The following is a 17,464-nucleotide window of genomic DNA, read 5'->3' as shown; positions in this document are numbered from 1 at the left end:
AAAATCATCTTGGGCGCTGTTCGACTCGCGGGCTCCTCCTTCTGGACGGCAACGGTAAAGTAGAAAGAGTGAGCACCTTATCCGTCGCCCTGTCCGTAGTTTCTCGTCTAGCCATTGGCGTTGCCGCTGTTTCCACCTTGGCGTTGGCCGCGACGCTGGTGCTCTATTTCCAGGAAATCAGCATCCCTCCATTCCTGATGGTGCTGGGAGTCTGGGGCCTTCCGGTAGCCTTCCTGCTGGGCATTGCGGTGGTCATCGGCAACATCATTCGGCGTCGCAGCAACTAGTTTTCCGCCCCAGCTTTCATACAGGCAGCTCCCAGACTTCTTAGGCACACTGGGGTTCATGAGTGCAAAAACCCCAGAGGCAAAACTTCTCGTTGTCGATGACGAACCGAATATCCGCGAGTTGCTGTCCACTTCCCTGCGCTTCGCAGGATTCGAAGTTGTTTCCGCAGCCAACGGCCGCGACGCCCTGGCAGCGGTTGAAGCCGAAGAGCCGAACCTGGCGGTGCTCGACGTGATGTTGCCGGACATGGATGGATTCACCATCACCCGCAAGCTGCGCGCTGCCGGCCGCCATTTCCCGGTTCTGTTCCTCACCGCACGCGACGACACCTCGGACAAGGTCACAGGCCTGACCGTAGGCGGCGACGACTACGTCACCAAGCCTTTCAGCCTGGATGAGGTCGTAGCTCGCATCCGCGCAGTCCTGCGCCGCACTTCGTCGGGCGAGGAGGAGAATGCCACCATCGTCGTAGCCGACCTTGAACTGGACGACGATGCCCACGAGGTCCGTCGAGCCGGCGAGATCATCGACCTCTCACCGACCGAATTCAAGCTCCTGCGCTATCTGATGATGAATCCGAACCGCGTGCTTTCCAAGTCGCAGATCCTGGACCACGTGTGGGAATACGACTTCAACGGCGACGCATCGATCGTCGAGTCCTACATCTCTTACTTGCGCCGCAAGGTCGACCGCCCTGAGTGGCCTGCTCTGATCCAGACCAAGCGCGGCGTCGGCTACCTGATGCGCACCCCGGATCGCCGATAACGGCGCCCGCCCACGAACAAGGGACTTGTAAAGTCATCATATGAAGTCGATTCGTTCCCTCTGGCGGCGCACCACGCTGCGCACCAAGCTGGTGACAGTGATGTTCGGGCTGATGATTCTGGCCATCGTAGCCACGGCTGTGGGCTCGGCCCATACGCTGCGGATCTCGATGACCAATCAGATCGATGACCAGCTCGTCGCCGCCGGACCGACCATGGGACTCGGGCTGAACAAGGCCTACCTGTATTCGGTGGATAATCCGGGGAATCCCGACGGCTTTAAGGACTTCGACCCGACGCTGCTGGGGCTGAACAGTTCCTACGCCGATATCCGCGATGAAGACGGGAAAATCGTCTACATCATGCCACGATCCCGAGTGTCGCCGAGCACCGCCTTGGATTCTCCGTTGCTGAATATAGCCAACATTGACAAGCTGCTGGAGACCCCGAACAAGCCAGTAACCATCCCCGGAATCCAGTCGAACTCGGCCGGGTGGCGCACCATGGTCATTCCGCTCAAAAGCAGCAGCCTGAACCTGTTTCTGGCAATCCCGCTGAACACCGTGAACAACACTGCCCAGCAGGCTGCGGTACTGGTGCTGTCCACCGGCTTGCTCGCGGCCTTGGTCATGTCCATGATCGCTTATGCGCTCACCACACGGTCGCTGAAGCCGCTGACGAAAGTCGAGCGCACCGCGTCCATGATCGCCGCCGGTGACCTCACCCAGCGTGTGACCGACTATCCTGCGGAGACGGAAGTCGGCAGGCTCTCACGCTCGCTGAACTCGATGCTTGCGCAGATCGAGAAGGCATTCAAGGACCGCGAGGCTTCCGAGCAGAAAATGCGCCGTTTCATCCAGGATGCTTCCCATGAGCTGCGCACTCCGCTGGTCACCATTCAGGGCTACTCGGAGTTCTACCGCCACGGCGGGCTGGCGAACCCCGAAGCCCTCGATTCGGCCATGGGTCGCATCGAAAGCGAATCCAAACGCATGGCGCAGCTCGTCGAGGACCTGCTGATGCTGGCCCGTCTCGATGAGCAACGGCCGATGGAGAAGCAGCCCGTCGATCTGCTGGTCCTTGGACAGGACATCGTGGAGGATACCCGGGTCCGTGCCCCGGACCGCAAAGTCACCTTGGTGGGACTCTCCAGCAACCAGCCCAGCCCCGCAAGCACCGTCGGGGACGACGCCCGTATCCGGCAGGTCATTGCCAACCTGCTGACCAATGCGCTGCGATACACCCCCGAAGGCACCCCGATAGAGATCGCAGTGGGGGTGAGGTCGCTGGTGGCCGGAGCCCTCGACGCAGTGCTTGAGGTCCGCGACCATGGCCATGGCATTCCTGAAGACGATGCAAAACGGATCTTCGAGCGCTTCTACCGTTCTGATGCCTCGCGCCAGCGGGAAACCGGCGGCTCCGGCCTCGGGCTGGCGATTGTCGCGGCCATTGTCCAACAGCACGGTGGCTCCGTGTCCCTGAGTGAAACCGAAGGCGGCGGCGCAACCATGGCCATCTCGTTGCCCTACGTTCCGATGCCGGAGCCGCGTGACGATGACGACTTCGAGTTCGAACCGGACCACGGCAAGGCATAGCCCGGTTGTCCACAACCGGGCGTCGGCTGGTTCTGTTGCTGCGGCGTGATTCCTATCGTTAGGTCATCGAGATCCGATGAAAGGCGAGCAGGAATCATGAGTACGTTCTCCACCAACACCGGCGAAATGCAGGCCAAGTCCCAAGCGGTCATGGGCACCATCGACCGCCTCCGGTCGGAAGTCGCCACGATGCAGATGAATTTGGACCAACTGCAGGGCACCTGGCAGGGGTCGGCGGCCACGTCATTCCAGTCTATTGTGGCCGAATGGCGAAGCACCCACCTGCGCATCGAAGAAGCCTTGGGCAACATCGCCACAGCTCTGCATCATGCCTCGGCGCAGTATGAGGAAGTCGAACAGGTCAACACCTCGCTGTTCCGCTACTGAGCGGCACGTCCCAGCAAAATCAGCGTTAATGCAAAAAGACACCGGCCGCTGGAACATCTTCTGGGAAGACGTCCAGCGGCCGGTGTCTAAGCGTTGGCTACCAGAATCAGGCCTTGCGGCGGCGGAGAACCATGGCGGCTCCGGCCAGCATCAGCAACAGGCCTGCGCCGGCAGCCGCCAGCAGAGCACCGCTGAAACCGGTTTCAGCCAGTTCATTCTCAGAAGCCTGCGGCTTCGCATCGCCCTTGGCAGCTTCGGAGCCGGTGTTCTCCGGCTTCTTGTCAACGGTACCGGCCGGCTTGATTTCTACAGGCTTCTCGGACGGCTTGGCCTCCGGTTTTGCTTCGGGCTTCACTTCCGGCTTCTCGCCCTCGGGCTCGGTGCCATCTTCACCGAAGTAAAAAGCCAGGAAATCTTCGAGCCACTGCTCATCGCCGGGGAACTCGGCCCAGATTGATTCCAAGAGCTCTTCAAGCTCCGCTTCACTGGTCACGCCGTCCAGAAGGTAGGTGAGCACGAACACCAAGTACTCCTGGCCGTCTTCAGTGGCGAAGAATTCTCCCCACTGAGCGTCGGTCCAGTCTTCAGCCCCTGCAGGAAGACGATTCATCATCTCTTCGAGGAACTGCAGGTCCTCATCGGACATCTCCGGATCTTCTGCACCGAATTCTTCCTCGATCAGCTGCAGCAGGAGCTGTCCATCTTCAGTTTCATAGTAAGCATCCCACTGGGCGTCATCCCAGTCTTCGCTGCCCTCAGGCAGCAACGCATCAACCTTTTCCCAGAAAGCCTGTTCCTCATCGGACATATCTGAATCCAGATCTCCGAACTCGTCCGACAGCTGCTGGACAGCCGCGGATTCGAGGAAGGAAGCCAAGGGAGCGTTGTCACGTTCGGTGCCCTCGCTGTCACCAATCTCGGCCGTTTCCTCAGTTGCAGCGGAGGTCTCGTCCTCTGGCTGGGTTGCATCGGTCTCGGTGCCCGTTGCCGGATCCTGCACAACGGTCGATTCCTCAACTGGTTCGGTCGTAGCAGTCTCCTCCAGCGGTGCAGCCGGAGCAATTTCCTCGGCGCTGTCCTCGGCTGGAGCCTGCGGCTCCTGAACCACGGCCTGCTCTGCTGGTGCTTCCGCGGCAACATCTTCGACGATGCCAGCCGGCGCTTCAACAACTGGCGGCGCAGTCTCAACGACAGTTTCGACAGCAGGCTGCGCTACTGGGACCACAGGGGTCGCCGGCACTGCCGGCGCAGTCTGGGTTTCCGGCTGCTCAACGGTGATGCTCTGGACCGAAGCGTCCGTGGTTTCGGTGGCCTGTGCCGGTGCGGCGGAGACGAGAAGTCCCGAAATGACCGCTGCCGAAAGCAGGGTGGTATTGACCTTAGGCGACATAGTGTCTCGATTCCCCAAAGAAGTCACAGGCAGACCGCGGGATGCCGGGGCGTTCCGCTTCAGTGACGATAGATTTCTGGCCTGTGAAAGTGCTGAATGATTAAGGTACAACCTATCCGAAGAAGTGACCGCCGCCAAGTAATTCATCGTGTCTTACAACAAGAGTTTGAATAACGGCATTCCGGACTCCCCGCGGTGATTCGCAACGGATTCGAGCACGTAGGCTAGAACGCATGAGCATCCTGATCGACCCACCGTCATGGCCTGCCCATGGAACGCTCTTTTCGCATCTGGTTTCCGATGCGACGCTGGATGAACTGCACGCCTTCGCCCGTGCGCATCAGCTGCCCGAGCGCGCATTCGACAAGGACCACTACGACGTTCCGCAAGCACGCTATTCCGAGCTGGTGCAAGGCGGCGCGCGCGAGGTTTCAGCCGGCAGCCTGGTGCGGGCGCTGATCGCCTCCGGGCTGCGCATCCCTGCCAAGTACCGCCCGGAGAAGCTGGGGCCGGTACTGGCTCGGCGATGGGCTCGTACTCTGCCCACCGAGCCCCAACTGGGGCGGGAGCTGCTGGAACGCTGGTCCCAGTCGCACCGCAGATACCACGACCGGGTTCACCTGCTGTCCGTGCTGGAGGCGTTGGACTGGCTGGCCAAGGACCAGACCGACGGCGAGGAACGGATGCTGCTGCAGCTTGCCGCTTGGTTCCATGACGCGGTGTACGAGGGTGCGTCGGATGACGAAGCCAAGTCGGCGATCCTTGCCCGAGAGCGCCTCTACGGGCTGCTGAGCCCCGGTGCAGTGTCCAAGGTCAGCGAGCTGGTGCTGCTCACGGCGGGGCATTCCCCCGGCGACCACGATCGTCTGGGCCGGATTTTGTGCGACGCGGATCTCGAGGTGCTGGCCCGCCCGCACCCGGCCTACCAGCGCTACGCCCAGGCGATCTACCAGGAATACGCGCATTTCCCGCGGCCTGCCCTGGCCGCCGGACGGATCAAGGTGCTGGGTTCGCTGCTGGAAAAGGACAACATCTACAGCACCGCGCGCGGCATCGACCGCTGGGAAACCGCGGCGCGCGACAATGTCGGCGCTGAAATCTCCGTTCTGCGCCTCTGGCTCGGCGAATAGATTTCAGCGGTTAAAGGCCTGTGGCCCGTTTTCGGCAAAGGAAACGGGCCACAGGCACCAGATGGTCTCGGCGTACTGCCGAGCCGGGCGGGAAGCTTAGAAGCCGCCCATTCCGCCCATGCCACCCATGTCGTCACCGGCTGGTGCGGCGCCAGCAGGAGCTGGCTTGTCGGCGACAACGGCTTCGGTGGTCAGGAACAGGCCTGCGATCGAGGCAGCGTTCTGCAGAGCCGAACGGGTCACCTTCACCGGGTCGTTCACGCCAGCTTCCAGCAGGTCGACGTACTGGCCGGTGGCGGCGTTCAGACCGTGGCCGGCAGGCAGGCCCTTGACCTTGTCGGCGACAACGCCTGGCTCCATGCCGGCGTTCAGCGCGATCTGCTTCAGCGGGGCTTCGATGCCGACGCGAACGATGTTCGCACCGGTAGCCTCGTCGCCTTCCAGCGACAGCTTCGCGAAGGCAGCTGCGCCAGCCTGGATCAGGGCCACGCCGCCGCCGGCGACGATGCCCTCTTCAACTGCGGCCTTGGCGTTGCGCACGGCATCTTCGATGCGGTGCTTGCGCTCCTTGAGCTCCACCTCGGTGGCTGCGCCGGCCTTCAGCACGGCGACGCCGCCGGAGAGCTTTGCGTGGCGCTCCTGCAGCTTCTCGCGGTCGTAGTCCGAGTCGGTGTTCTTGATCTCGGCGGCGATCTGGGCCTTGCGGCCTTCGATGGCGTCGGCTTCGCCGCCGCCTTCAACGATGGTGGTCTCATCCTTGGTGATAACGACCTTGCGGGCGGTACCCAGAACCTCCAGGCCAACGTTGTCCAGGGACAGGCCGATTTCCTCGGAAACAACCTGGCCGCCGGTCAGGATGGCGATGTCGGTCAGCATGGCCTTGCGGCGGTCGCCGAAGCCCGGAGCCTTGACGGCAACGGACTTGAACAGGCCGCGGATCTTGTTCAGGATCAGGGTGGCCAGAGCTTCGCCCTCGACGTCTTCGGCGATGATCAGCAGCGACTTGTTCGACTGCATGACCTTCTCCAACAGGGTGACCATGTCCTTGACCGAGGAGATCTTGGAGTTCACGATGAGGATGTACGGGTCCTCCAGCACGGTCTCCTGGCGCTCTGCGTCGGTGACGAAGTATGCGGAGATGTAGCCCTTGTCGAAGCGCATGCCCTCGGCCAGCTCCAGCTCAAGGCCGAAGGTGTTGGACTCCTCGACGGTGATGACGCCCTGCTCGCCGACCTTGTCGAGAGCCTCGGCGATCAGGCCGCCGATCTCGGTGTCGCCTGCGGAGATCGAAGCGGTGGCAGCGATCTGCTCCTTGGACTCGATCTTCTTGGCGGCGGCGAACAGCTCGGCGGTGACGGCCTCTACGGCCTTGTCGATGCCGCGGCGCAGTGCGATCGGGTCGGCGCCGGCGGCAACGTTGCGCAGGCCTTCCTTCACCAGGGCCTGGGCGAGAACGGTTGCGGTGGTGGTGCCGTCGCCTGCGACGTCGTCAGTCTTCTTGGCAACTTCCTTGACCAGCTCTGCGCCGATCTTCTCGTATGGATCCTCGAGCTCGATCTCCTTGGCGATGGACACGCCATCGTTGGTGATCGTCGGGGCACCCCACTTCTTTTCCAGAACTACGTTGCGACCGCGTGGGCCCAGGGTCACCTTTACGGCGTCTGCAAGGGTGTTCAGGCCGCGCTCAAGTCCGCGGCGTGCTTCCTCGTCAAATGCAATCATCTTGGCCATAGTGGCTTTCGGTCCTTTCGGGACGATTTTGCGAAAATGCAACCGACAGACAGCGCCCGCGACGGACGAGTGCAACGACTGGGCATCGGGCCGGCAGCCGCGTCAGCTCTCGCTATCTGAGGTATTCTTCACGCTCCGTGCGAAGCGGTGCATGGTGCCGGACCGGCCGCGGATAAAACGCGAAAAGCCGATCGGCGTTAGCAGTCGCAACGCATGAGTGCTAATACAAATATTGGCACTCTCGCCCTGCGAGTGCAAGCCGATCGGCTCACAGCGAAGCAATTGGATACTGCGGAGTTATCGTACTTCGAGGGTGTCGTCCGCGCCCATCACCACGGTCACCCGGTTGGGAATGTTCTGGGTCTGCAGAACCTCGTCGATATTCAGCGCTTCAGCGGCTTTTTCGGCCGTGGTGCGATAGGCCTCCGAGGTGTAGTACACGGTGGAGGTCTCGGCCGGGCGGGTCCAGTTGCTTGCGGTGATGTTCGTGAATCCGGCGTCGGCCAGGGCCTCCTGGCCGGCCGAAGCGATGCCTGCGATGCTGGCGCCGTTGTAGACGCCGATCAGCTGGCCGAACAGCACGTCGTCGTCGTCGATGGTGCTGGATGCTGACGGGGTGGCGCTCTCGGTTTCGCTCGGGCTGGCGGCGGCGTCCTCGCTCGGGCTGGCGGTGCCGGTTGCGGTGGTGTTGGGGGCGGATCCGACGATCGGCTTCAGCCCTCCGGGGCCGAAGAAGTAGGCGAACGCGCCTACCAGGACAACAAGAACGGCTGCAATGACTACCCAACGAAGTTTCCCACCGGTCCTCGTGGAGGCGGCAGACTGCGCCCACCCGTTGGCGTGGTGCGATCCCACACGGGTGTTGAACTCCGGAACGCGATCGAATTCGTCACGTGGGTAGTTGGTCATTCTTGTCCTTGCTCGAGGTCTGACTGGTCGCGGCTGGTTCCCGGAAACTAGCGTCCGGAGCCGGCGGTACCGCTCACACGACGTCTGGTAGAACGAAGTCTACGCAGGCGTTTGACCAGCATTGGGTCGTAAGCCAACGCCGCGTCCGTCTCAATCAGCTGGTTCAGCAGCTGATAATAATTCGTCGGCGACATGGAGAACTGTTTGGTAATCGCCTGTTCCTTGGCGCCGGCATACTTCCACCACAACTTTTCCATGTTCAGGATCTGCTGGGAACGCTCGTCGAGCTCGGAGTCGGGATTCATTACGAAATCCACCAGTACTTCCCCCTCGGCCATGCGTCCACACCTCTTTCCTTCACCCGGCAAAGTCCGGTCTCGGCCCTGCGTTTTGCTCCACCATTGGCGGACATACCACCGATATTCTAACCAACTCGCCTGTGCTGCGCCGCGCCTGCCGGAACAGCCACGCCAGAATACCGGCAGAATGGATGCCATGGACAACCTGCAGCCATCCCTCTTCGGCGACCCGGAACCGGCGCCGATCCCCCGCTACGAGCCCGGGGATTTCCCCTTCCACCACGGCGCCCAGTCCATGGCGGAGCGCGGATTCATCGCACAGGACTGGGTCCCGGTGCTGCAGCCGCTTGATGACAGGCTCCGGGCGATCGCCGTTGAACTGGCCGGGCGCAGCGCCGCCGGAGAGCAGATCCTGCCGGAGCCGCACGTGATGTTGCGCGCACTTCGCATTCCGCTATCGCAGGTGCGCGTCGTGCTCATCGGCCAGGATCCGTATCCGACGCCGGGCCACGCCAACGGCCTGGCCTTCGCCGCCCAGGCTTCGGTGCGCCCGCTGCCCCGCTCGCTGGCCAATATCTACAAGGAGCTGAACGACGACTTGGGCATCGCCCCGGCGGCGCATCCGGACCTCAGCGCCTGGCATGAACGGGGAGTCCTGCTGTTGAACCAGTCGCTGTCGGTCCAGGCGGGAAATGCCGGGGCGCACCAGCGGCTGGGCTGGTCCGCCGTGGTCGAAGCGGTCATCGCAGCGTTGAACCAGCGTGATAACCCGCCCGTCGCCCTGCTCTGGGGCAGGCACGCGCAGAAGCTGGCCGGGCTGATGGACCGGATGCCGCAGCTGGCCAGCGCCCATCCGTCGCCGTTGTCCGCCTCCCGCGGGTTCTTCGGTTCCCGGCCCTTCTCGGAAATCAATCGGCGGCTGTCCGACTCCGGACAACCGCCGATCGACTGGTCTCTTCCTGCGTTGTAGCCGCGCCTAGCGGCGGCGGATCCGCCGCCGCTCGCGTCGCGCGCTGGACGTCAGCGGGCGGCACAGGGTGTCGCCGAAGACCACGCCGCCGGCGATGGAGAGCATGATCGCGAAGGCGTTGAACATCTCCACCAGGCCGCTGGACATGTCGCTGGCATCGAACACGATGGCGTACATGGCCCGGAAGATCATCAGGCCGGGCAGCAGGAACATGACCGCCGGGGCCGCGATGACCAGCTGCGGGGAATGCAGCTTGTCCGCCGCGAAGCGCGCCGCGAAGCCGATGACCGTGGCCACCACGGCCGGGGTAGCCCGCGCGCCCAGCCCGATGTACTCGCACAACAGCTGGACCAGGTAGCCGCCGACGGCGATGCCGGCGGTGGGCAGCAGCAGCTTCACCGAACTCTGCTCCGTGACGGCGCCGGCGATGATCGCCACCGCCACCAGGACCACCAGCAGCCACGCCGGGTATTCGGTCTTGACGATCTGGTGCACGTCCACGCTGTCCCAGCCCAGCACCGAGGAAATCACCAGCGCCGTGGAAATGCCGGAGACGATGGCCGTATAGGTCAGCCCCGCGGAGAACAGGCGGCCCACGGAGGTCACCGGGAATCCGTTGATCGCGTCCTGCAGGGCGGAGACGAACCGTCCGGAGGGCAGCAGCAGCAGGATTCCGCCGGATACCACCAGCGCCGGATCGATGGGCGCATGCAGCTCATAGCTCACCAGGGCGATGCCGGTGACCACGAACGTGGAGGCGGCGATGGTGAAGAAGGCCGGCACGCGCCACCGGGCGCCGTAGCGCCCGATCTGCGAGACGATCGAGGATGAACCCATGGCCACCAGCGCACCGAGCCACGAGCCGCCGATGAACAGCACGAAGGCCGCGGCGAATACCGCGTTGCCGCTGGCCACGATCCATCGCGGGAATGGCTTGGGCCTGTTCAGGATCGACTTGAGCCGCTTGGCGGACTCGCTGCGCGAGACACCTCCTGCGATGATGTCGGAAACCAGCTGGTGCACCAGGACCAGTCCGGCGTAGTTCGCCGTGGAGGAACGCACCACACGCAGGATCGAATAGCTCTCGGCGTCCGGCGGGCTGTAGTTCAAGTGCAGCGACTGGTTGGTGATATCCACGTCCAGGTAGCTCAGCCCCAGCGCCGCAGTGACCGCGATGATGCTGGTCTCCACTTCCAACGCACCGGCCCCGTAGCGGATCAGCGTCTCGCCCAGGTCCAGCGCGAATTCCAGCGTGCGGCGGGCCGAGGCGTCCTGGTCCTTGTTGACCTTGGGGTTTGCGTAGGGGGTGCCCTGCAGGCGGTCCACGATGTTCAGCGCCTGGGTCGGAGGGGCAGTGGAGATCCACATCTTGGCCAGCAGGCTGCGGGCCACCGGGTTCGCCCGCGTCGGCACCAGGGTGATGCCTTCATCCGTGGTGTGCACCCGGCCGGTGCGCGATTCGGGATCCGAGGCAGGGGCCGCGGCGACGCTGGCGCTGACCGCGGTGTTCAGCGGTAGTTCCGAGGCCGTCGGCTCCTCATGATGCCCGGGTTCGGCAAGCTGCCCCATCTTGATTTCGCTGGTGCTGATCTTCGGCAATGCGCCGACAACAGGATCTGGATCGTCCCCTGCACCCCGTGGAATTCCGGACCACTGGTCGTTGTTCAGCTGCGCCACGGATCACCCTCCCGAAACGTTCGATGTTGCATGTAAATCACGATACAACCCGAGTTCTGGAAGTTGCTGGGGAATCCGCCAAATCACGGCGTATCGCCGAACACATTCGGGCGAGCCGCAGCCAAGGGAATACTTCTGCAGCCAGACAGGTTACGCACAGTGGAAAAGTAGATGCAAATGCATGCAACAAATCGAGAGGCCGAACCCATGAACACCACCGTGCACCTTCCGCAGGTCGGGGCCGAGACCTTCGGGGATATCACCGAGGACGCCAACGGCATCCCGCTGACCCACGCGCAGGTGATCCGCAATGTGCTGGCCGAGGGGCAGAAGGCCGAAGAGGTCGGATTGGACTTCTTCGGAATCGGGGAGCACCACCGCGACGACTTCTCGGTCTCCTCCCCCGAGACGGTGCTCGCGGCACTGGCGGCGACAACGCAGAATATCAAGCTCGGCACCGCGGTCACCGTGCTCTCCAGCGACGATCCGGTCCGCGTCTACGAACGCTTCGCCACCCTGGACGCGCTGTCCAGCGGCCGCGCGGAAATCATTGCAGGGCGCGGCTCATTCATCGAGTCCTTTCCGTTGTTCGGGCTCGACCTCGAAGACTACGAGGAACTCTTCGAAGAGAAACTGGCCCTGATGGCCAAGTTGCGCCACGGGGATCCGGTGTCGTGGTCCGGGCGCCACCGCGCCGCATTGCGCGGCCAGCAGGTCTACCCGTTGCTTGAAGGCAAGCCGCTGACCACCTGGGTCGGCGTGGGAGGCAGTCCGCAGTCCGTTATCCGCGCCGCACGCCACGGCCTGCCGCTGTTCCTGGCCATCATCGGCGGCCAGCCCGCAGCCTTCGAGCCGCTGGTGGACCTGTACCACCGGGCCCTGAAGGAGTTCAGCGAACCCGAGCAGCCGGTCGGAGCCCACTTCCACGGGCTCGTGGCCGACACCGATGAAGAAGCCCTGGAACTGCTCTGGCCGCACTACCAGCGCAGCATGAACCGGCTGGGAGCCGAGCGCGGCTGGGGTCCCGCCAGCCGAATCCAGCTGCAGGCGGCGATGGGTCCGCAGGGCGCCATGATGGCCGGCAGCCCGGAGACGGTGGCGCGCAAGATGGCCAAGGCGGTCACCACCCTCGGACTGTCCCGCATCGACATCAAGTACTCCGCCGGATCGCTGCCCCATGAACACCTCATGAAGAGCATTGAGATGCTGGGAACCGAGGTCAAGCCGAGGATCCATGAGCTGCTCAGCGCAAGCCAGGAAAACTAGCAGGCACCCTGATACGAAAAAAGCCACCGCATTTCTGCGGTGGCTTTTTGCTGGTGGATCTTACTGGACTCGAACCAGCGACCTTTCGCGTGTGAGGCGAACGCTCTAACCAACTGAGCTAAAGATCCATCTGCGCTGTCCGTTTCCGGTTCAGCACCTAGATAATCCTAGCCGTATTCCGACCTCCGTTCCAAATCGTGCCGAAACGGCCCCGTCCCGGGCCGCTTCGGCACCCTGGAACACCATGCGGTCCGGGAACCAAAAAATCTTCAAAACGACCGGTGACAAGCCCTGAAAAACGGTGGCAATTCGTTTATTTAGAGTTCACTTCAGAGCCGTCGTTTCAACTTGTCAAAGTGCACTTTCAGACCGCATAATTTTTCTAGCTCATCGAGCTCAAACTGGGCCCTACAAGGAAGCTGCCGGAAGCCGCCGGCAACGGTCCCCTCAAGGCCAACGAAACCGCCGAACGGATTTTTCTCCGGGAAGCAAAGCCACTTTTTCGTTCGTTCTTAGCTTTTTTAGGACCGTACCCCAGTGTTTGAAAACCTGACTTTTGCCTTGTCACGCCTGTCTCCAAATGAGGCCCAACGTGCTGAATTGGCTGGCCTGTACACCCTGGTCGATGACCGCTGGCACCAGAAAATGGACCGCGCCCGCGCAATCGTGACCGTCCGCGACGGCGCGCTCCTGGTCGCCGCCGGGGTGGTGCACGATTCGATCATTGCCCCGACCAGCGCCATGGACGCGCTCGAGCTCGGATCCATGGCGGTGCGCCCGGACTACCGTCGCATGGGCATCCGCCAACATGTCGCTGCACTGCGCCTCGAATTCGCTTTGCACGCCGGAGGCACGCCGATCACCATCATCGATTCGGCGAACCCCGCCTCGTGGGCGTACTACGAACGTTCCGAGCTGTGGGAGCGCGAGCGCACCTTCGAGCAGGACGGGCAGACCAAGTTCATCTACCGGGCCACCGACGCCGCATGCGACTGGGCCGCCGGACTGCCCCAGTCCGTGCCCGCCGTACCGGATATCGCCCTGGTTGAGCTGCCAGCCGCGGACTCCCCCGCACCGGTATCGCTGCAGTCGGCGCTGGAACAGGCGGTGCAGGCCCAGCCGGCGCCGTCGCTGGCCATGGAACTAGGCGCTGAGCTGGGACAGCTTCCCTCGCTGGTGCCCACGCTGCATATCGGCCCGGAAGCCGAAGATGCCGACCCGCAGTTCCCGGGGCTGGGCGTGGAGGCGCCGGAGAACGACTGGCTGGGAACCACCAGCGTCGATCCGGCGTACTAGAAGAGCGCGTCCTGCTGTTCGTCCACCGCTTCGTGGCCGGGCAGCGGGACCACTTCTCCGGCTCGGCGAGCGCGGGCGGCCTCATGCAGGTCGATCGGGGTGACCTTCAGGACTTCGTCCACCATCGCGTTGAGGAACTGCGGCGCGGCGATATCCGAAGGTACCGGCGAGTGCACGCACTTGACCTGCGGGTTCTCTGCCTCGTCATCCCAGTCCACGAGCAGCAGCCCGGTGGCGCTATAGCCGAAGCCGTCGCCGAAATCGCGCAGCTTGCGGATCATGTCCACCGTGCGCCGGAATGCCGCAGGTTCGCTGTCCAGGATCGTGGCGCGCTGGACGAAGAAGAACCCGACGGCGGCCAGCGGATAGCGGGCGCGCAGGTTCGCGGCGTCCCCGTAGGCTTCCTCGTAGCGGTTGGACAGGTTCTTGCCGAAGGACGAGGTCATCGCCTTGGTGCTCAGCAGCAGTTCCGGCCCGGTGGACCAGTGGGTCATCACCACGTCGGTCTGCTTCATGTAGGCCCGGCCAAGGATCCGCGCATCGGTGCTTCCCGCCTTGCCCGCCATGATGGCCTCGTGCACTTCCTCGGAGAGGCGTTCGGGCAGCCGGCGCAGCAGCTCCAGAATGTCTTTGGAGAGCACGCGCGGCGCCTCGGTGCGCGGCCAGACCAGGTCGGCGTCGAATCCTGCGCGGCGCAGTTCGTGGGCCAGCCAGGTGTCCACGCCCTGGGCGAAGCGCCCGGAGCGGGTGGCTGCTTTGGAGCGCACAGGGATGCTCAGCAGGCGTTCGAGCACGTCGTAGGAGGGATTGAAGTCCTCGGTCACCGCGCCGTTGCGGATCCAGGGCGAGTCCTTGGCGGCGGACATCAGCGTGGTGTCGAACTCCGCAAAAGCGAGGGTCTTTTCAATCGCAGGGTTTGCCACGTCTAGTTTTTCACCGTCTTACTTCGTGCCTTCCGGCGATCCAACATGTCGGCGCGGGCCTGGTGCACCGCGGCGATCGCCCCGGGGTTCAGGCCCAGCAGCTGTTCCAGGACAATCCCGTCGACCAGCGCGGTGGCTTCGGCCTTGCGGCCGTGGGCCAGGTGCTCGCGCACCTGGTCCTTGACAGCGCGCAGCGCCGGGGCATGGGCTGCGACGGCGGGCGCTGCGGGCACCGGCAACCGGTCCGCTTCCCGCGGCTCGAGCTTGAGGATTCCGCCGCCGTAGGAGCGTCCCACCATTTCCGCTCCGAGCATGCTCAGCGTATTCAGCGAGGCCAGCGGCAGCAGCTCGCGCCCGAGTTCGCGCACGTCGGCGCCCAGGTAGACGCCGTGGATGGAGTTGATGTGGTGCACCGCGGCCTCGTTGGCGGTCAGCCGCGGGGTGTCGGCGTTCATGTAGGTCATGAACAGATCCGGCACTGACAGCAGCGGCACCCGCCACCAGGGGCTGCGCACCCTGCACTTGTAGGCGCTGTCCACCGCGAGGACCTGGCCGGCGTCCACCATCCGGTGCCCGGCAGCAGAGGGCTGCGCGGCAGGCCGGAAGAGGTAGGTGGCGCTGCCGTGGTCGCCGAGCCGCTCCCACTGCTCGGTATCCAGCTCCAGGCCGCGCAGGTGCCGGGACCCCGGGGGCGAGATGCGCACCAGGTCCTCGGGGGCCAGGCCGAGCTCGCTCACCTGGGCCGGGGACAGCGTGAACCATTTGTTGTTGCCGGTCACCGCGCCCAGCGAGGTCTCGCCCCAGCTCTGCAGCGGCGCGAAACTGCCAGAGGCCAGCGCCTGGTCCAACACGCCCTGCGCCTCGAGGCCGACCAGCGATCCGGTCCAGCGTTCCGAGGTGCTGGCCGGGGTGTGCTCGATGCCGTCGCCCAGCCGGTCGAGGTCCGCGGCGTTGCGGAACTGGTGCAGGCGCAGCGCGGTGCTGGAGCCCTGGCCGTAGCCTTCGGCCAGCAGCAGCACCACTTCCTCCTGCGCGTCGGCGAACAGGCGTTCTTCGAAGACCGCCAGGTGCACCCGCTCGAAGCGTTCGAGCAGCATCCGGCGCACCGGTGCCGCATAGTTCACAAACATCAGCTCGGCCGGCAGCACCAGGGCCATGCGTGCGCCCGGAGCCAGGAAGCTGGTGGCGTGCACGACGAAGGCGGCCCAGATGCTGGCCAGCTCGTTGAGTTCGACGCCGGCCTCGCGGGCGGCGGCGCGGGAGAGCCGCCGGTCCTCGCCGCGGTGCAGCTGGTAGCGTACGTAGGGCGGGTTGCCGATGACCGCGTCCATGTCATGGGTCCCGGCGACGTGGAAGAAATTCGCGTGGGTGATCTGCGCGGCGGCGCCCTGCCGGTCGAGCACCGCACGGGCTGCCTGCACCGATGGCTCGTGCAGCTCGATGCCGAACAGCTCCACCGAGCCCCGGCCGTCGTCCACGATGTAGTGCGCGGCGGCGAGGAACTGCGCCTCGCCGCAGGAAGGCTCAAGCACCCGGTGCCCGTGCTCGCCCAACGCCCACTGGGCCATGAAGCGTGCTACGGGTTCCGGGGTGAAGTACGCACCGCGGGCGTGGCGCCCTGCAGGGTCCTGCTTGGTCGTTTCTCTACTCAACACACATCGATCTTTCCATGGCATCCGGACAGAATGGCCGGGCCGGGGAGCTTGGCCTCCAGGGGCGATCCACTTATTCTACGCAACCGTGCGGGGGCCCTTCCTAGTGCGCGGCGACCGCCTTGTTCTTGCCCAGCAGCTTCTTGATCCCGAGGATGACAGCCGTCAGCACCGAGCCGATGATCAACCCGGCCAAGCAGGAGAAGGCGGTATTCACGAGCCAGCCCAGCACGCCTCCGGCGGCACCGGTGGCGTCGTGGACCAGCACCTCGACGTGGTGCACGAAGCCGTAGGGTGCGTGCCACCCCAGTTCGTCCGTGCCGGTCAGCAACAGGTGCCCGCCGACCCAGAGCATCGCGACAACGCCGACCTTGCCCAGTACCGACATCACGATTGGCATGCCCTTGACCAGGCCTCGGCCGAGTTTCTGCGAGAACTGGCGCTGCTTCTGCGCCAGCACCAGGCCGATATCGTCCATCTTGACGATCAGGCCCACCGCGCCGTACACCAGCACGGTCATCAGCACCGCCACGGCCACCAGGATCAGTGCCCGGGTCAGGAACGGCTCATGGGCCACCTCATTGAGCGAGATCACCATGATCTCGGCCGAGAGCACGAAGTCGGTGCGCGTTGCCGAGCCGATGATGACCTTCTCGTCGCGGGCCTTGCCTTCTTCGGCGACGCCGTGGTGGCCGATCAGCCCTATGGCTTCGAGGATCTTTTCCGCGCCCTCGAACACCAGGTAGGCGCCGCCGACCATGAGGATCGGGGTGAGCGTCCAAGGCAGGAATGCGGACAGCAGCAAGATGGCCGGCAGGATGAACAACAGCTTGTTGCGGATCGAGCCGACCGCGATCTTCCAGATGATCGGCAGCTCGCGCTTGGGAGAAATTCCGGCGACGTACTGCGGGGTGACCGCGGCATCGTCGATCACCACACCCATGGCCTTGGTGCTGGCCTTGGCCGCACCCAGGGCAATGTCGTCCAGCGACGCGGCCGTGACCTTGACCAGCGCGGCAACGTCATCCAGCAGGGCTACTAGGCCACCGGCCATGATTGGTCTCCTTGAAATTGTGGTGTCCGGTCGCGCAGTTCCGCGCGCCGGAAAATACCGTTGCCCCAATTTTAGCGAGCGGGGCCCGGTCCACGGACGATTTCATCCAACTTCCAGCGAGTGGTTAGGCACG

General features: G+C 64.0%; 16 protein-coding genes and 1 tRNA gene. 8 read left to right on the top strand and 9 right to left on the bottom strand.

From position 1 onward, the window contains the following. Window positions 1-68 precede the first annotated feature (68 nt). From JQN66_RS03065 to JQN66_RS03050, 4 genes are all read left to right on the top strand, one after another. Window positions 69-287: a hypothetical protein gene (locus JQN66_RS03065; protein ID WP_188949081.1), complete on the top strand. Its 219-nt coding sequence runs from the start codon at window positions 69-71 to the stop codon at window positions 285-287. Window positions 288-345: 58 nt separating this feature from the next. After that, window positions 346-1,053, top strand: coding sequence for a response regulator transcription factor (locus JQN66_RS03060; RefSeq protein WP_204676586.1), 708 nt, complete (start codon window positions 346-348; stop codon window positions 1,051-1,053). A 40-nt stretch (window positions 1,054-1,093) separates the two neighbouring features. After that, window positions 1,094-2,647: a sensor histidine kinase gene (locus JQN66_RS03055; RefSeq protein WP_204676585.1), complete on the top strand. Its 1,554-nt coding sequence runs from the start codon at window positions 1,094-1,096 to the stop codon at window positions 2,645-2,647. Window positions 2,648-2,743: 96 nt separating this feature from the next. After that, window positions 2,744-3,034 (top strand): WXG100 family type VII secretion target, encoded by a 291-nt coding sequence (locus JQN66_RS03050; protein ID WP_204676584.1) that lies wholly within the window; start codon window positions 2,744-2,746, stop codon window positions 3,032-3,034. Between the two features lie 106 nt (window positions 3,035-3,140). On the opposite strand, the gene JQN66_RS03045 is transcribed toward JQN66_RS03050, so the two are convergent. Next, complete coding sequence (locus tag JQN66_RS03045) at window positions 3,141-4,571, bottom strand: LPXTG cell wall anchor domain-containing protein (protein ID WP_204676583.1); 1,431 nt, start codon at window positions 4,569-4,571, stop codon at window positions 3,141-3,143. An 86-nt stretch (window positions 4,572-4,657) separates the two neighbouring features. Between JQN66_RS03045 and JQN66_RS03040 the strand changes: the two genes are divergently transcribed. Then, window positions 4,658-5,554 carry a DUF4031 domain-containing protein gene (locus JQN66_RS03040; protein ID WP_188949085.1) on the top strand — a complete coding sequence of 299 codons (897 nt, stop codon included), beginning with the start codon at window positions 4,658-4,660 and terminating at the stop codon, window positions 5,552-5,554. Between the two features lie 96 nt (window positions 5,555-5,650). Here JQN66_RS03040 and groL read toward each other — a convergent pair whose 3' ends face one another. The 3 genes from groL to JQN66_RS03025 all read right to left on the bottom strand — a co-directional run bounded on the left by groL (window position 5,651) and on the right by JQN66_RS03025 (window position 8,532). Then, the gene (groL, locus tag JQN66_RS03035) at window positions 5,651-7,285 is read right to left on the bottom strand and encodes a chaperonin GroEL (RefSeq protein ID WP_188949086.1); all 1,635 of its coding nucleotides are present in this window, start codon (window positions 7,283-7,285) and stop codon (window positions 5,651-5,653) included. A gap of 297 nt (window positions 7,286-7,582) precedes the next feature. Beyond that, on the bottom strand, window positions 7,583-8,194 hold the full coding sequence (locus JQN66_RS03030) for a LytR C-terminal domain-containing protein (RefSeq protein WP_204676582.1): 612 nt from the start codon (window positions 8,192-8,194) through the stop codon (window positions 7,583-7,585). Between the two features lie 47 nt (window positions 8,195-8,241). Further along, a complete protein-coding gene (locus tag JQN66_RS03025) occupies window positions 8,242-8,532 on the bottom strand; it encodes a DUF3263 domain-containing protein (RefSeq protein ID WP_188949088.1) in 291 nt (96 codons plus the stop codon). 157 nt (window positions 8,533-8,689) lie between these two features. Here JQN66_RS03025 and JQN66_RS03020 point away from each other — a divergent pair, with 157 nt between their 5' ends. Further along, entirely contained in the window at window positions 8,690-9,463 is a 774-nt protein-coding gene (locus tag JQN66_RS03020; RefSeq protein ID WP_239464120.1) for a uracil-DNA glycosylase, read from the top strand. 6 nt (window positions 9,464-9,469) lie between these two features. Here JQN66_RS03020 and JQN66_RS03015 read toward each other — a convergent pair whose 3' ends face one another. Continuing rightward, window positions 9,470-11,140: a threonine/serine exporter family protein gene (locus JQN66_RS03015; protein WP_239464119.1), complete on the bottom strand. Its 1,671-nt coding sequence runs from the start codon at window positions 11,138-11,140 to the stop codon at window positions 9,470-9,472. Between the two features lie 177 nt (window positions 11,141-11,317). On the opposite strand from JQN66_RS03015, the gene JQN66_RS03010 reads away from it, so the two are divergent. Beyond that, window positions 11,318-12,406 (top strand): LLM class flavin-dependent oxidoreductase, encoded by a 1,089-nt coding sequence (locus JQN66_RS03010; protein ID WP_239464118.1) that lies wholly within the window; start codon window positions 11,318-11,320, stop codon window positions 12,404-12,406. 51 nt (window positions 12,407-12,457) lie between these two features. Here the strand turns inward: JQN66_RS03010 and JQN66_RS03005 are convergent. After that, a tRNA-Val gene (locus JQN66_RS03005) sits at window positions 12,458-12,534 on the bottom strand. Window positions 12,535-12,943: 409 nt separating this feature from the next. Here JQN66_RS03005 and JQN66_RS03000 point away from each other — a divergent pair. Next, window positions 12,944-13,702, top strand: coding sequence for a GNAT family N-acetyltransferase (locus tag JQN66_RS03000; protein ID WP_204676581.1), 759 nt, complete (start codon window positions 12,944-12,946; stop codon window positions 13,700-13,702). On the opposite strand, the gene JQN66_RS02995 is transcribed toward JQN66_RS03000, so the two are convergent. The 3 genes from JQN66_RS02995 to JQN66_RS02985 form a co-directional block, all read right to left on the bottom strand. After that, entirely contained in the window at window positions 13,699-14,625 is a 927-nt protein-coding gene (locus JQN66_RS02995; RefSeq protein ID WP_188949091.1) for a hypothetical protein, read from the bottom strand. The genes JQN66_RS03000 and JQN66_RS02995 overlap by 4 nt on opposite strands. 2 nt (window positions 14,626-14,627) lie before the next feature. Then, window positions 14,628-16,277 carry an HsdM family class I SAM-dependent methyltransferase gene (locus tag JQN66_RS02990; RefSeq protein ID WP_239464117.1) on the bottom strand — a complete coding sequence of 550 codons (1,650 nt, stop codon included), beginning with the start codon at window positions 16,275-16,277 and terminating at the stop codon, window positions 14,628-14,630. A 103-nt stretch (window positions 16,278-16,380) separates the two neighbouring features. After that, window positions 16,381-17,331 carry a DUF808 domain-containing protein gene (locus JQN66_RS02985; RefSeq protein WP_204676579.1) on the bottom strand — a complete coding sequence of 317 codons (951 nt, stop codon included), beginning with the start codon at window positions 17,329-17,331 and terminating at the stop codon, window positions 16,381-16,383. Window positions 17,332-17,464: the final 133 nt, after the last annotated feature.

Source organism: Glutamicibacter protophormiae (assembly GCF_016894325.1).
Lineage (GTDB): Bacteria > Actinomycetota > Actinomycetes > Actinomycetales > Micrococcaceae > Glutamicibacter > Glutamicibacter protophormiae.
The sequence above is the reverse complement of the archived record's forward strand: the minus strand, read 5'-3'. Positions and strand labels throughout refer to the sequence as shown.

What these genes read in the sequence shown, in the direction of transcription:
- JQN66_RS03060 (WP_204676586.1), top strand. Translation starts at nt 346, where the DNA reads ATGAGTGCAAAAACCCCAGAGGCAAAACTTCTCGTTGTCGATGACGAA.
- JQN66_RS03055 (WP_204676585.1), top strand. Translation starts at nt 1,094, where the DNA reads ATGAAGTCGATTCGTTCCCTCTGGCGGCGCACCACGCTGCGCACCAAG.
- JQN66_RS03050 (WP_204676584.1), top strand. Translation starts at nt 2,744, where the DNA reads ATGAGTACGTTCTCCACCAACACCGGCGAAATGCAGGCCAAGTCCCAA.
- JQN66_RS03045 (WP_204676583.1), bottom strand. Translation starts at nt 4,571, where the DNA reads ATGAATTACTTGGCGGCGGTCACTTCTTCGGATAGGTTGTACCTTAAT.
- JQN66_RS03040 (WP_188949085.1), top strand. Translation starts at nt 4,658, where the DNA reads ATGAGCATCCTGATCGACCCACCGTCATGGCCTGCCCATGGAACGCTC.
- groL (WP_188949086.1), bottom strand. Translation starts at nt 7,285, where the DNA reads ATGGCCAAGATGATTGCATTTGACGAGGAAGCACGCCGCGGACTTGAG.
- JQN66_RS03030 (WP_204676582.1), bottom strand. Translation starts at nt 8,194, where the DNA reads ATGACCAACTACCCACGTGACGAATTCGATCGCGTTCCGGAGTTCAAC.
- JQN66_RS03025 (WP_188949088.1), bottom strand. Translation starts at nt 8,532, where the DNA reads ATGGCCGAGGGGGAAGTACTGGTGGATTTCGTAATGAATCCCGACTCC.
- JQN66_RS03020 (WP_239464120.1), top strand. Translation starts at nt 8,690, where the DNA reads ATGGACAACCTGCAGCCATCCCTCTTCGGCGACCCGGAACCGGCGCCG.
- JQN66_RS03010 (WP_239464118.1), top strand. Translation starts at nt 11,318, where the DNA reads ATGCATGCAACAAATCGAGAGGCCGAACCCATGAACACCACCGTGCAC.
- JQN66_RS02985 (WP_204676579.1), bottom strand. Translation starts at nt 17,331, where the DNA reads ATGGCCGGTGGCCTAGTAGCCCTGCTGGATGACGTTGCCGCGCTGGTC.